Origin of the sequence: Salinivibrio sp. PR919, assembly GCF_001995355.1 — a bacterium.
Lineage (GTDB): Bacteria > Pseudomonadota > Gammaproteobacteria > Enterobacterales > Vibrionaceae > Salinivibrio > Salinivibrio proteolyticus.
The window spans coordinates 1-14,760 of record NZ_MUFL01000081.1; the positions used below are offsets into that span (position 1 = coordinate 1).

Consider the following 14,760-nt stretch of genomic DNA (forward strand, 5'->3'; position numbering starts at 1 on the left):
GGGAGTGGGCTGCACCAGAAGTAGATAGCTTAACCTTCGGGAGGGCGTTTACCACGGTGTGGTTCATGACTGGGGTGAAGTCGTAACAAGGTAGCCCTAGGGGARCCTGGGGCTGGATCACCTCCTTACTGACGCTATTCTTGCGAGTGTTCACACAGATTGTATAGGTTGAAAGTATAAAGAGAGGTTTGGCATCCCAATGCCAAACACGCCTAGGAATTATTGCTTAGGCGTTATGATTTGCTTAGATAGCAAGGCGCTTGAAGTGCGAATGGCCTGAGCATAGAAATACTATGTGATTGTCTGAGCAATGAAAGCAACGCGGCTAGCGAAGATAAATCATCCGCATAAAGTCCCATTCGTCTAGAGGCCTAGGACACCGCCCTTTCACGGCGGTAACAGGGGTTCGACTCCCCTATGGGACGCCACYTGGGTTGTTAGCTCAGTTGGTAGAGCAGTTGACTTTTAATCAATTGGTCACAGGTTCGAATCCTGTACAACCCACCATTTCTCAGACGCGGGGCTATAGCTCAGCTGGGAGAGCGCTTGCATGGCATGCAAGAGGTCGGCGGTTCGATCCCGCCTAGCTCCACCAAGTCTGAARGATGGGCGATTAGCTCAGTTGGGAGAGCACCTCCCTTACAAGGAGGGGGTCACTGGTTCGWGCCCGGTATCGCCCACCATTTCTCTTACAAAGAGAAACGCCATATTATATTGGGGCTATAGCTCAGCTGGGAGAGCGCCTGCTTTGCACGCAGGAGGTCTGCGGTTCGATCCCGCATAGCTCCACCACTTTATTATTTGTTTTTCACAGCAGTTATCTCCTGTTGCGAAAAGCTGTGTCTGAAAGCAAATAATAAAGTGGTTTGTCTTTATGATAGACACACATGCTCTTTAACAATCTGGAAAGCTGACAAGTCATTCTTAAAGAATGACAGTAAAGTTCTCAATCAGTGACAGAAATGTCACTCACACAATCAAGTGTGCTTGGGCTTTGTCTTATTTGATAAGCAAAGTCTCTATTTTGAGTCCGGCAAAAACAAAACCTTAATTAGTTGATGATTCAACACTCAGTGGTTTTGCGACGCAGATTTCTTTTTTAGACAATCTCGYGCGAGKCGTTTGTCGCKGGGAGCGTAACGTGTTACGTGACCRAGCAAACGGTGAGCAAGAGGCCGTATAARAGAGAAAGATCGAGCAAAAAGACCTCTTGGGGTTGTATGGTTAAGTGATTAAGCGTAGACGGTGGATGCCTTGGCAGTCAGAGGCGATGAAGGACGTATTAACTTGCGATAAGCCCAGATAAGGCAGTAAAAGCCATTTGAGTCTGGGATTTCCGAATGGGGAAACCCACCTGCATAAGCAGGTATCTTAGCGTGAATACATAGCGCTAAGAGGCGAACGGCTTAGGCGTTAGGTGAACAGGTTGGAAAACCTGGCAATAAAGGGTGATAGCCCCGTAACCGACAACGCCTTAGYCGTGAAATCGAGTAGGACGGGACACGTGATATCTTGTCTGAACATGGGGGGACCATCCTCCAAGGCTAAATACTCCTGACTGACCGATAGTGAACCAGTACCGTGAGGGAAAGGCGAAAAGAACCCCTGTGAGGGGAGTGAAATAGAACCTGAAACCGTCTACGTACAAGCAGTGGGAGCCTCTTCGTGGGGTGACCGCGTACCTTTTGTATAATGGGTCAGCGACTTAATGTTAGTAGCAAGGTTAACCGCATAGGGGAGCCGTAGGGAAACCGAGTCTTAACTGGGCGTMSAGTTGCTAGCATTAGACCCGAAACCGAGTGATCTAGCCATGGGCAGGTTGAAGGTTGAGTAACATCAACTGGAGGACCGAACTCACTAACGTTGAAAAGTTAGGAGATGACCTGTGGCTAGGGGTGAAAGGCCAATCAAACTCGGAGATAGCTGGTTCTCCCCGAAAGCTATTTAGGTAGCGCCTCGGACGAATACTACTGGGGGTAGAGCACTGTTAAGGCTAGGGGGTCATCCCGACTTACCAACCCTTTGCAAACTCCGAATACCAGTAAGTACTATCCGGGAGACACACGGCGGGTGCTAACGTCCGTCGTGGAGAGGGAAACAACCCAGACCGCCAGCTAAGGTCCCAAAGTTATCGCTAAGTGGGAAACGATGTGGGAAGGCTCAGACAGCCAGGATGTTGGCTTAGAAGCAGCCATCATTTAAAGAAAGCGTAATAGCTCACTGGTCGAGTCGGCCTGCGCGGAAGATGTAACGGGGCTAAGCGATACACCGAAGCTGCGGCAATGGCTGCATCACTTAAAGCTATTGGATTGACGTTATGCGCGAAGCGCGTAGTTAATAACGTCAAAGCGCCCAACAATGGTTGAGGCGAACAAGATAGTGGCTTTAAGGATGCAGCTATTGGGTAGGGGAGCGTTGTGTAAGCTGTTGAAGGTGTGCTGAGAGGCATGCTGGAGGTATCACAAGTGCGAATGCTGACATGAGTAACGATAAAGGGGGTGAAAAACCTCCTCGCCGGAAGACCAAGGGTTCCTGTCCAACGTTAATCGGGGCAGGGTAAGTCGGCCCCTAAGGCGAGGCCGAAAGGCGTAGTCGATGGGAAACGGGTTAATATTCCCGTACTGCTGCTTACTGCGATGGGGGGACGGAGAAGGCTAGGTGGGCCTGGCGATGGTYGTCCAGGTTCAAGTGCGTAGGCTGATTTCTTAGGCAAATCCGGGAAATCAAGGCCGAGACACGATGTCGAGCCACCAAGGTGGTGAAGTCATTGATGCCATGCTTCCGGGAAAAGCCTCTAAGCTTCAGGTAAGTAGCAACCGTACTCCAAACCGACACAGGTGGTCGGGTAGAGAATACCAAGGCGCTTGAGAGAACTCGGGTGAAGGAACTAGGCAAAATGGTACCGTAACTTCGGGAGAAGGTACGCTGCCCGCGGTGAAGTCCCTTGCGGATGGAGCTATGGGCAGTCGCAGATACCAGGTGGCTGCAACTGTTTATTAAAAACACAGCACTGTGCAAAATCGAAAGATGACGTATACGGTGTGACGCCTGCCCGGTGCCGGAAGGTTAATTGATGTGGTTATCGCAAGAGAAGCCATTGATCGAAGCCCCGGTAAACGGCGGCCGTAACTATAACGGTCCTAAGGTAGCGAAATTCCTTGTCGGGTAAGTTCCGACCTGCACGAATGGCGTAATGATGGCCACGCTGTCTCCACCCGAGACTCAGTGAAATTGAAATCGCAGTGAAGATGCTGTGTACCCGCGGCTAGACGGAAAGACCCCGTGAACCTTTACTACAGCTTGGCACTGAACATTGAGCCTACATGTGTAGGATAGGTGGGAGGCTTTGAAGCGGCGACGCCAGTTGTCGTGGAGCCATCCTTGAAATACCACCCTTGTATGTTTGATGTTCTAACTTAGCCCCRTTATCYGGGGTGAGGACAGTGCCTGGTGGGTAGTTTGACTGGGGCGGTCTCCTCCCAAAGAGTAACGGAGGAGCACGAAGGTGGGCTAATCACGGTCGGACATCGTGAGGTTAGTGCAATGGCATAAGCCCGCTTAACTGCGAGAGTGACGGCTCGAGCAGGTACGAAAGTAGGTCATAGTGATCCGGTGGTTCTGAATGGAAGGGCCATCGCTCAACGGATAAAAGGTACTCCGGGGATAACAGGCTGATACCGCCCAAGAGTTCATATCGACGGCGGTGTTTGGCACCTCGATGTCGGCTCATCACATCCTGGGGCTGAAGTCGGTCCCAAGGGTATGGCTGTTCGCCATTTAAAGTGGTACGCGAGCTGGGTTTAGAACGTCGTGAGACAGTTCGGTCCCTATCTGCCGTGGGCGTTGGATGATTGAGGGGAGCTGCTCCTAGTACGAGAGGACCGGAGTGGACGAACCGCTGGTGTTCGGGTTGTGTCGCCAGACGCATTGCCCGGTAGCTAAGTTCGGCACAGATAAGCGCTGAAAGCATCTAAGCGCGAAGCTGGCCCCGAGATGAGTCATCCCTAGAGCTTCGAGCTCTCTAAAGGGTTGTYSTAGACKASRACGTTGATAGGCAGGGTGTGTAAGCGCTGTGAGGCGTTGAGCTAACCTGTACTAATTGCCCGTGAGGCTTAACCATACAACACCCAAGAGGTTTTGGGTTGGACTTAAAATAAGCCAGTTGATTGTGGCGAGAACAAACAGCTTTCTAGATTACAAAATTTTGCTTGGCGACCATAGCGCTTTGGACCCACCTGACTCCATGCCGAACTCAGTAGTGAAACGAAGCAGCGCCGATGGTAGTGTGGGGTCTCCCCATGTGAGAGTAGGACATCGCCAGGCTTTGATTACAATTGATTAAAGCCAAGAGATATAAGTCTTTAGTCATACAGAATTGTTGCGGAGTGGTAGTTCAGTTGGTTAGAATACCGGCCTGTCACGCCGGGGGTCGCGGGTTCGAGTCCCGTCCACTCCGCCACTACTTAGAAACCCTAGCTGAAATGCTGGGGTTTTTGCGTTTAAGGCGTCCCTAAATCAAGAGCTTATTCATGTTTGAGAAGTGCACGGAGTGGAGTGCTTCACTCTCTTTCCTCACTATAGGTTTTTACTAACGCTTGCTTAGTCATGACTTTATGAATGCATAAACTGCGATATGTGTGAGCCTGAGTGTCTCAATGTACCTTCGTTACTCTGGGCTGTCATGCATGACTGTAAAGCACGTAGCATTAGTTTACTATTTTGGGTGATACAGATATAAAAAAAGCGCCTTGCGGCGCTTTGAATGGTTTAGGCCATCCCTTGGATGACCACAAATTTTTCTAGGAGCTGATCCTCTGTCTCGACATTATCGGGATCGGTGATAATGCATTTGGAGATCGGGCAGACTGACTGGCACGTTGGCTTGTCGTAATGGCCTTTACACTCGGTGCATAAATCTGGCTCGATCTCAAAGATCTCGGACCCCATCGAGATAGCCCCATTGGGACACTCGGGCTCACACATATCGCAGTTTATGCATTTATCCGTGATGAGTAATGCCATACTACTTTCCTGATGGATTACGCGTATCTTGACCTGATTGTAGGTTACGCATCAGTAGTGCGTATTCCAAATCCATATCTTCTGGCACAGGAATAAACACAAAGTGACCATTACCTTTGGCATCGTCGATAGACTCTGATTTGCGGTTTTCCATGACTTCAAGAGTGAAGTGGACGTTACCCTTCGGCGTCATGAGCTCAAGGCTATCACCTAAAACAAACTTGTTCTTCACGGCAACTTCCGCTAAATCGCCACGGCGTTTACCGGTAAATTCACCGACAAATTGCTGTTGGTCAGAGACCGAATAGCCGTAATCATAGTTTTGGTAGCTATCGTGTGTATGGCGACGTAAGAAGCCTTCGGTATAACCGCGGTGCGCGAGGTTTTCCAGTGTGCTCATGAGGCTTTCATCGAAAGGCTTACCGGCAACAGCATCATCAATCGCCTGACGATAAACTTGGGCTGTTCGAGCACAGTAGTAGAAGGACTTCGTCCGACCTTCGATTTTCAGCGAGTGAACACCCATTTGGGTCAAGCGTTCAACGTGCTGAATGGCACGGAGGTCTTTTGAGTTCATAATGTAAGTGCCGTGCTCATCTTCATAAGCGGCCATTAATTCACCGGGGCGACGGCCTTCTTCAAGCAAAACGACATCGTCGACAGGCTGGCCTTCACCCAATGTTGGTGTGACTTCCTGTACTTGTACCACTTGGCCGGCATCGTCTTCTTTGGCTTCGTGAACCTTATAGTCCCAGCGGCACGCATTGGTGCAGGTGCCTTGGTTAGGGTCGCGCTTGTTGATGTAGCCGGAGAGCAGACAACGACCCGAGTAAGCCATACACAGAGCGCCGTGCACAAATACTTCAAGCTCCATCTCTGGGCATTGTTTGCGGATCTCTTCGATCTCTTCAAGCGACAGCTCACGTGAAAGGATGACGCGTTCAACGCCTTGCGAATACCAGAACTTCACCGTCGCCCAGTTCACCGCGTTGGCTTGTACCGACAAGTGAATTGCCATATCGGGGAAATGCTCACGCACCATCATGATAAGGCCTGGGTCTGACATGATCAGTGCATCAGGACCCATATCGATGATAGGTTGCAAATCGCGGATAAAGGTTTTGAGCTTGGCGTTGTGCGGTTGAATGTTACAGACCACATAGAACTTTTTGCCCTGTGCGTGGGCTTCATCGATCCCGATTTTCAAGTTCTCGTGGTTAAATTCGTTATTGCGCACACGTAAGCTGTAACGCGGTTGTCCGGCGTAAACGGCATCAGCCCCATAGGCGAATGCGTAGCGCATGTTTTTAAGGCTACCGGCGGGTGAGAGTAGTTCTGGAGTAAACATAATTCCTAGCTAAAGTCTGAGTGTAAGTCAGGCACCTTCATCGTGAAGGTGAGTGTGGGCGCTATTTTACTGTGACAGTGCCCACACTACCAGCAGGAATTACCTAGTCTTTGTGTGGATTAAGCCAGTTGCATCAGTATACAAAGGCTCACTCGAGTGACTAATCGGTTTGTAAACCGCCGAGGGTCGTGAATAATCCATCAAGCAATACGTCGAGCTCACCGCACATCAACGATAAATCAGCATCCAGTCGGGCCGCGATATCTTCGCGGTCGATATCCGCGTTTTGATCGCGTAACTCTTCCGAAAACTTCAGGCGCTTAAGGCTGAGATCATCGCCCAACACAAAATGGATTTGTTCTTGCCAGTCCATGGCGAGTTTGGTGACTTGTTTGTCGGCATCGAGGTGGGCGTGAATTTCTTCACTGGTGAGATCTTGCTGTTTGCATTTAATCACCCCACCTTCTTCAAGCAGTGCTTTGAGTTCAGCCTCATCACCAAGGTGGAAGCCCTGAGGCGCGCTGCCTTGTTTAWCCCATTCTGTCATGGCATGTTCCACCGGTGTTTGGGTTTCGACGGGCACAACCGGTAAGCTGCCGATAGATTTACGGAGTAAGGCAAGTAGCTCTTCGGCTTTTTTAATACTGGCCGCATCGACCAGAACCAGCCCTTTTGCCGGCATGAGAAGGGCGCACATTTGGCTTTGGCGGGTAAAAGCGCGCGGGAGCAACTCCATGACAACATCATCTTTTAGGCTATCTTTCTCACGTTTTTTCAAACGCTGGCCTTGGGCTTGCTCCATAGCATCAACTTTTTCTTCTAGCGCATCTTTGATCACAGAGGCAGGGAGCAGCTTTTCTTCTTTGCGTGCCCGGATCAAAATATTGCCACCGCTGACATGGGTCAGCATGTCGCCGTGCTTACCCAATGCTTTGTCCCAGCCGAATTTCTGCATGTCCTGGCTGCCGCAAGGGGTAAAATCGAACTCTTTGAGTTGGCTTTCGAGCTGTTCGGGATCGAGAGGAATGTCGCGGGTGAGGCGGTAGACGAGTAAGTTCTTAAACCAAATCATGGCGAGGCTTTATCCATCCAGTTGTGAGAAAGCCAACATGGTATTGCATTCATACTCGAATGTCGCTGCAATTAGCGTAGAATTTTACCCGGCTCGCGACATTGGCGAGTGTCTATGACCTCGTCTTTTTTCAACCAACGGATAACCCCAGCAGTGTTAAAAATCATTCATACCTCAGATTGGCATCTTGGCCACCAATTGCATGGCTATGATCGTCAGCAAGAGCACCAGGCGTTTCTTGATTGGCTACAGCAGCAATTGATAGATGAAGAGGCGGATGCCTTGTTGGTTGCCGGAGACATCTTCGATAGTGCCAATCCGCCTGCGAGCGCTTGGCGTATGCTATACCGCTTCTTAGCGGATGTCGCGAAGGCGTTGCCCCAACTGAATGTGATTATTACCGGTGGGAACCATGACTCACCTAGCAAACTCGATGCGCCACACGAGCTACTCAAAGCCTTTGATTTACACTTAATTGGTGCTATCTCACGGCACAGCGATGGCAGTTTAGATACCGAGCGTATGATGGTGCCAGTGACGGACAAAGAGGGGCAAACCGCCGCTTGGGTGATGGCTGTACCTTTCTTACGTAGCAGTGATTTACGCACGGAAGGATTGGGGGAATACGATGATCGTCTCATCGAAGGGGTGCGACAGATTTATCAGCAAACAGAACAAGCGGCGCGCGCCAAATGCACGGGGAGCCAAGCGCTGATTGCGATGGGGCATGTTTATATGGCGAGTGGGCAGCTATCAGAAATGTCTGAGCGACGCATTCTCGGCGGCAACCAGCATGCGCTGCCAGCTGATATTTTTGCCAAGGATGTTGCCTATGTGGCACTGGGACATTTGCACCTTGCCCAGCGGGTCGCGAAGCAAGACCGAATTCGCTATTGTGGTTCGCCGATCCCGCTGTCTCTGTCAGAGCGACACTATCGTCATCAAGTGCTCGCTGTCACTTTAGAGGGGGAGCAGCTTGCCGATATTCGCTCTCTTGAAGTGCCGCGACGGGTCGACCTATTGCGTGTGCCTGACAAGCCTGCTCCGCTTGATGAAGTGATAGAAGCGCTGCAGGCGATGACCCTTTCCCCACTATCGCTGGATATGCAGCCGTTATTGGAGGTGCCTGTTCTATTGGATGCCCCGCAACCGATGTTGCGTGAGAAGATCCTCGTGGCGCTAGAGGGACAGCCTATCCGTTTGGCGAAAATAACGCCGCACTATCGTGACCGCACCCACGAGCGCCAATTTCGTGAGCAGCGCTTGTCTGATGTTGAGCCGTTTCAAGTTTTCCGACACGGCTGGCAGCAAAAATATCAAGGTGAGCCGGATCCGGCTATCGCAGCGACTTTTTCACATTTGCTTGAACAACTGGAACAGGATGAGGACCAATAAACGATGAAAATTCTGGCATTACGTGGCGAGAACCTGGCCAGTATTCAACACCCGTTTGAGTTGGACTTTTCGAAGGGCCCTTTGGGTGATAGCGGTTTGTTTGCGATCACTGGCAAAACGGGCGCCGGTAAATCCACGTTGTTAGATGCTATCTGTCTTGCGTTATACGACAAAATCCCGCGCTTTCAAGCCAACAAAAAGAACGATGCAGATATTGGTCTCGGCGATCCTGCAACCCGAGTCAAAGCCAACGATGTGCGCAGTATTTTGTCGCGAGGAAAAGGTGAAGGGTACGCAGAAGTCGACTTCTTTGCCCATGACGGCAGTCGCTGGCGTGCCCATTGGTCGGTACGTCGCGCGCGAGGAAAAGCCGACGGTCGGATCCAAGCCAGTGAGCATTGGCTCGAAAACCTCACCACCGGCCAACGTTTTGCAGGAAAGAAACAGGAAGTGCTCAGTGAAATTGAGCGTCTGGTCGGGCTTAGCTATGAACAGTTCCGTCGAGCGGTGATGCTCCCTCAAGGAGATTTCGCGGCTTTTTTGAAAGCGTCAGCAGATGACCGCGCTGCACTGCTGGAGCGGATGACTGGTACCGAAATTTACAGCCGTTTATCCCAAATGGCCCATGAGCGTGCCCGTGATGAAAAACAAGCACTGGATCAGCTCATGCAACAGCTCGGTGACATTCAGCTACTGAGCGAAGATGAAGAGCAGCAATTGGTGGATGAGCAAGCCCAATGCCAACAGACGGTCAAGCATCATCAACACCAGCTCAAAATGCTGAACGACTATCGCCAGCAACACACCCACTTAGCGCAGGCGCAACAAGCGCTTGATGACGCGCAAGTGGCACTGGATGAGGCGGAACAAGAAAAAGCGGGTGTGGAAGCACGTCGAGAGACATTGGCGCAGATTGAACGTGCCCAAGCGGCGCGAGAGGATCTCAATGCGCTGCAGCGTCACCAGTGGCAGTCCCTATCTTTGGGGGAAGATCTTGCTGCGTTAGCCCGTGATGAACAGGCTGTTGCAGCCGACTATGAGCGACAAGCGGATCGTTGGCGAGAAGCCAATCGCGCATTGACCGACGCCGAGCAAGCGTGGGCTGATATGGAGCCGAAGGTGCGTGAGGCTCAGCAAATTGAGACCCAATTAGCCAGTCTTGATGAGCAAATGCGCGAGCAAAACATTACCCTCAATGAAGAACAGCAAAAATGGCGTCAAGCGCAACAGACCCTTGAACAAACCCGTGCCCATGCACAGCATTTGGTGCATCGTGAAACGATCATTGCTGAGCAACTGGCAGCGTTTGGCGATTTCGGTCACGTGGCTGAGCACTATCAGCCGGTGTTTGACAACCTCAAGCAATTTCTAGATTGCCAAGATGCGCTAGCCGCACTGAGTGATGAGCACAGACAGCGACAGCAGCAAGCCCAGCAATGGCGTCCTCAGCGCGATAAGCTTGAGCAGGATATTGCGCAAGTRGATGCCAGCAGTGACCAGTTAAAAACAAAACGCGCGGCTGCGGAACCTGAGCGTTTGATTGCGGAGCAAGAGACCGATCAAGCGCGCTACAGCCAATTACAGTCTACCCGCCGTTTACAAGAGGCGGTCTTAAATGAGGCGCATAACTGGCAATACTGGGACGAACGCTGCCGCCATAATCAGACGGAATTCGAAAAGTTTGATGCCATTTTCCGCGATAGCCAAACCCACCTAGCGCGTTTGAAAGACACGGTAACGCGCCAACAAGCACAGGTTGACGAAGCACACCACAGTTTGCAGCAAGCGATGGCCGTGATGGAGTTGGAAGACTTGCGTCAAGCGCTTAACGAGGGAGACCCTTGCCCGCTTTGTGGGGCGACTGAGCATCCTTACTTACACCATGCGCCCGTTGTGGAAAGTTTGATTGATCAGCAGCAAACGCGTCTCGCTGAGCTGCAAGCGACACTCAATCAAAGCCAGGCAGAATACTACTACTGGCAAAAGCAACATCAACAAAGTGAACACGCATGTGCTGAATTGCGTGAGCAAGGGCAAGTGTGGCAAGCGGAGCGTGATCAGTACGAAAAAGGGCTACGTGTCGCTATTGCTGAATTGGATAGTGACATCGACAGTCAGACGCCACTGCGCGATGCACTCATCGATATTGAAGCTCGAGCCCAACAGACGCAAGCGGACTATGTGGCTTGTTATCAAGCCATGACCGAACGTCAGCAACAGCTTGCCCATATTCAGCAGATTGATGCGGCACTCAGTGAGTTGCAACAAGCTCGAGAGCAGCTTGTTGCCCGTCGTCATCACTTAGACCAAGCGCTAACCGAATGTGAAACACGCCTTACCGCCATCGACGAACAATGGCACCAGCAACAAGCTCAGCGTGATAGTCGCTGCGAAGCACTCGATAAACAGCTAGGCAAAGGCCAATGGCAGGCGAGCTTACAACAAGTGGGATCCGCGCGTTACATTCGCCAAATGGAGCAAAAAATCCAGCAATACCGCGCTTTGCAAGCGGAGCGTGAGGGGATGGCGGCAGAAAAGCAGCGTACCGACACCGAGCTTGCCACGCTCACACAGCAGTGTCAGAGCTTGTCGGATGCCATTCAGTCACGTCAGACGCAGTTGGTGAACTTGGCGCAACAACATCAGCAGCGTATGGCGGCGCGACAGGCGCTGGTGGGGGATCAGGATCTTGCGAGCTTAGAAACTGAGTACAAGTCACGCATAGACGCGCAGCGCCAGCGTCGAGCTGAGGCGGAAAAGGCGTATACGCAAGCCAGTGAGCAACGCGCCGGCTTGCAAGCCCGCCAGCAAACCTTACAGCAGCAACGGCAAGATGCTAACCAGCACTATCGTACCGCCGTTAGGCGTTGGATCCAGTGGCAACCTGCGCTGGGAATGAGTCAGTATACTTTGATGGCGCATTTGTCATTGAGCGAGGCTTGGCGGGCGGATGAACGCCAAGCTTTAAACCAGATTGAGGCGCGCTATCAGGAAGCGAAAACACGCTTTGAAGAACGTGAACAGCAGCTAAACCATTGTCATCAGGCCATTGCGACCGCCAAAGCGTGGTTTGATGAGCAAGCGCTGACAGATGACGAGACAGTCTTGGAGACGCAGCAAGCCGAGTGGCAACACGCGCAAGAGCAGGCTGAACAGCGTGTGTTCGATATTCGTCATCGGCTGACGCAAGCCGAGCAGGCACGTCAGCAAGCGGGGAGTTTAACGGACAAAATCGATACCCAACGTAGTAAAACGGAACAATGGCTAAAACTGGCCGATTTAATTGGCTCGGCCAGCGGTGCCAAATTTCGTAACCTTGCCCAATCACTCACACTCGCCCAGCTGGTGGAGATTGCCAACGAGCACCTTGCTTCGCTTTCTCCTCGCTACGCGCTGCAAACCGTACCCGACAGTTTGTTAGCATTGCAGGTGGTGGATCATGATATGGGAGATGAAGTGCGCAGCGTGGAATCCCTCTCTGGAGGAGAGAGTTTCTTGGTTTCTTTGTCGCTGGCACTGGCGCTCGCCTCATTAGCGGCAGATACCCGTCAGTTAGGATCGCTGTTTATCGATGAAGGCTTTGGCACCTTGGACCCCGACAGCCTTGAGATGGCACTGTCGTGTCTCGATACCCTGCAAGCGGATGGACGCCAAATTGGTGTGATCTCTCATGTGAGTACTTTAGTCGAGCGGATTGGTGCCCAAGTTCGCGTAGACAGTCAGGGCGGAGGTGCAAGTCGCGTGTTGGTCACACAACAAGGTGTTGGCTAGGTCACAGCATGCACAAAGTGCGGGGAATTTGCTCGCGCTGGGTCACAAAAATGTCATAATAAATCCACATAATGGCGCCAGTTAAATGATAACACTAGGTAATTATCATGGTTAGAAGGATTCTAGTTGTTGAGGACGAAGCGCCGATCCGAGAGATGCTGTGCTTTGTGCTGGAGCAAAAAGGCTACCAAACGGTAGAGGCCGAAGACTACGACTCAGCGCTGGCGCAAATTTGCGAGCCTTATCCGGAAATGATCCTCATGGATTGGATGTTACCGGGCGGATCGGGGATTAACTTGATCAAGCACCTCAAGCGCGACGAATTGACCCGACAAATTCCTGTAGTGATGCTGACCGCGCGTGGGGAAGAGGAAGATAAAGTCCGAGGCCTAGAAGTTGGCGCGGATGATTACATCACCAAACCTTTCTCACCGAAAGAGCTCATGGCACGCTTAAAAGCGGTGATGCGTCGCGTATCACCGACCACACTGGACGATGTGATTGATGTACAAGGCCTCAAGTTAGACCCTGTCTCGCACCGTGTGACGGCCAATGATGAACCGCTCGATATGGGGCCAACCGAATTTAAAATGTTGCACTTTTTTATGACGCACCAAGAGCGTGTCTACAGCCGTGAGCAGCTTTTGAATAACGTTTGGGGTACCAATGTGTATGTTGAAGATCGTACCGTTGATGTGCATATCCGGCGTTTGCGCAAAGCGCTTGAAGCGGGTGGCCATGATAAGTTAGTGCAAACCGTACGTGGCGCAGGATATCGCTTCTCGACACGCAACTAAAAAGATAGAAAGCGCTCCACATACGTTGGGGTGGATGGAGAGTAAATGGTCGAACGACTGTCTTGGAAGAAGCTAGCTTGGGAGCTGGCTTTTTTTTATTTGCCTTGGTTTATTATTGGCTGGCTGTTCGGTGGCCTGCCTTGGTTGCTATTGGGTGCAACGGTTGCCATGTTGCTTTGGCATCTGCATCAACAAATCAAACTGTCCGACTGGCTATGGAAAGATAAAAGCCTGACCCCGCCTTCAGGCACAGGCTCCTGGGAGCCATTGTTTAATGGCATTTATCGGCTTCAAAAACGTAATCGCCGCCGTCGCAAAGAGTTAGCAAACCTGATCCGTCGTTTCCGCAACGGGGCCGAATCCTTGCCCGATGCGGTGGTAGTCTTTGAAAGTGATGGCTCGATTGTGTGGTGTAACAAGCTGGCACAAGAACTCCTTGGCTTGAGAATGCCAGATGATAATGGCCAACATATCAGCAATCTTATTCGCGCGCCCGAGTTTGTCAGCTACATCGCCGAGGCAAATTACGATATACCGTTAGAAATGCGCTCCCACATCAACAGTGCGCGCACCTTAGAATTTCGTACCATGCCCTATGCCGAGGGAGAGTTCTTGATGGTGGTACGTGATATCACCCAACTCAAACAGCTGGAAGGAATGCGACGCAACTTCTTCGCCAATGTCTCACATGAACTGCGTACGCCAATGACGGTGTTGCGCGGTTATCTCGAGATGACAGAAGATCCTGACATGGTGATAGGGCCGATGTGGCCGAAAGCGCATGGTGTTATGACTGAACAGCTATCGCGCATGGAATCACTGGTTGAGCAGCTCCTGACGTTATCCAAAATTGAGGCGGCCGCAAAACCAGAATTAGATCACGATGTTGATGTGCCAGCGATGCTGGATGTGTTGCAAAAAGAGGCGCAAACCTTGAGTGGTGATCGTGAGCATGTGCTGACGTTTGATGTTGATAAGAGCCTAAAAGTAAAAGGCAATGACGACCAACTCCGCAGCGCGATTTCCAATTTAGTCTATAACGCGGTGAAGCATACCCCAGCTCAGGCGGCGATTTCCGTCAAATGGTATCGCACCGACAAAGGTCCGCGTTTAGAGGTCACTGACAGCGGCGAAGGCATTCCTCCGCAACACCTCGATCGCTTGACTGAACGCTTTTATCGTGTCGATAAGGCACGCTCTCGTGAAACCGGTGGCAGCGGTCTGGGTTTGGCAATCGTCAAGCACGCCCTGAGCCATCATGATGCGGAGCTCGAGATCCAAAGTGAGGTAGGGATGGGCAGTACCTTTGCATTTACGCTGCCGGAGCGATTGGCATGTTAAGGTGGGGCATACTC

The 14,760-nt window shown here is 51.4% G+C and carries 7 protein-coding genes, 6 tRNA genes and 3 rRNA genes; 13 read left to right on the plus strand and 3 right to left on the minus strand.

Annotated features, from left to right (window positions below; genetic code table 11):
* The 9 genes from BZG83_RS13515 to BZG83_RS13555 form a co-directional block, all read left to right on the plus strand.
* Positions 1–128 (plus strand): 16S ribosomal RNA (locus BZG83_RS13515); the annotation flags it as partial.
* Between the two features lie 224 nt (positions 129–352).
* A tRNA-Glu gene (locus BZG83_RS13520) sits at positions 353–428 on the plus strand.
* 3 nt (positions 429–431) lie between these two features.
* Positions 432–507, plus strand: a tRNA-Lys gene (locus BZG83_RS13525).
* A gap of 12 nt (positions 508–519) precedes the next feature.
* Positions 520–595: transfer RNA gene (locus tag BZG83_RS13530), tRNA-Ala, on the plus strand.
* A gap of 12 nt (positions 596–607) precedes the next feature.
* A tRNA-Val gene (locus BZG83_RS13535) sits at positions 608–683 on the plus strand.
* Between the two features lie 33 nt (positions 684–716).
* Positions 717–792: transfer RNA gene (locus BZG83_RS13540), tRNA-Ala, on the plus strand.
* A 430-nt stretch (positions 793–1,222) separates the two neighbouring features.
* Positions 1,223–4,120 (plus strand): 23S ribosomal RNA (locus BZG83_RS13545).
* Between the two features lie 87 nt (positions 4,121–4,207).
* Positions 4,208–4,323 (plus strand): 5S ribosomal RNA (rrf, locus tag BZG83_RS13550).
* A 59-nt stretch (positions 4,324–4,382) separates the two neighbouring features.
* Positions 4,383–4,459 (plus strand) — tRNA-Asp (locus BZG83_RS13555).
* Between the two features lie 308 nt (positions 4,460–4,767).
* Here BZG83_RS13555 and BZG83_RS13560 read toward each other — a convergent pair.
* The 3 genes from BZG83_RS13560 to rdgC all read right to left on the minus strand — a co-directional run bounded on the left by BZG83_RS13560 (position 4,768) and on the right by rdgC (position 7,439).
* A complete protein-coding gene (locus tag BZG83_RS13560) occupies positions 4,768–5,022 on the minus strand; it encodes a YfhL family 4Fe-4S dicluster ferredoxin (RefSeq protein WP_021022889.1) in 255 nt (84 codons plus the stop codon).
* A 1-nt stretch (position 5,023) separates the two neighbouring features.
* A complete protein-coding gene (gene trhP, locus BZG83_RS13565; RefSeq protein WP_069590581.1) occupies positions 5,024–6,370 on the minus strand; it encodes a prephenate-dependent tRNA uridine(34) hydroxylase TrhP in 1,347 nt (448 codons plus the stop codon).
* Between the two features lie 160 nt (positions 6,371–6,530).
* Complete coding sequence (gene rdgC / locus BZG83_RS13570; RefSeq protein ID WP_198929737.1) at positions 6,531–7,439, minus strand: recombination-associated protein RdgC; 909 nt, start codon at positions 7,437–7,439, stop codon at positions 6,531–6,533.
* Between the two features lie 117 nt (positions 7,440–7,556).
* Here rdgC and BZG83_RS13575 point away from each other — a divergent pair, with 117 nt between their 5' ends.
* From BZG83_RS13575 to phoR, 4 genes are all read left to right on the plus strand, one after another.
* Positions 7,557–8,837 (plus strand): exonuclease SbcCD subunit D C-terminal domain-containing protein, encoded by a 1,281-nt coding sequence (locus BZG83_RS13575; protein WP_077481285.1) that lies wholly within the window; start codon positions 7,557–7,559, stop codon positions 8,835–8,837.
* A 3-nt stretch (positions 8,838–8,840) separates the two neighbouring features.
* On the plus strand, positions 8,841–12,608 hold the full coding sequence (locus BZG83_RS13580) for an AAA family ATPase (protein WP_077481287.1): 3,768 nt from the start codon (positions 8,841–8,843) through the stop codon (positions 12,606–12,608).
* Between the two features lie 107 nt (positions 12,609–12,715).
* Positions 12,716–13,405 (plus strand): phosphate regulon transcriptional regulator PhoB, encoded by a 690-nt coding sequence (phoB, locus tag BZG83_RS13585; protein ID WP_069590589.1) that lies wholly within the window; start codon positions 12,716–12,718, stop codon positions 13,403–13,405.
* A gap of 45 nt (positions 13,406–13,450) precedes the next feature.
* Positions 13,451–14,746, plus strand: coding sequence for a phosphate regulon sensor histidine kinase PhoR (gene phoR / locus BZG83_RS13590; protein ID WP_077481289.1), 1,296 nt, complete (start codon positions 13,451–13,453; stop codon positions 14,744–14,746).
* Positions 14,747–14,760: the final 14 nt, after the last annotated feature.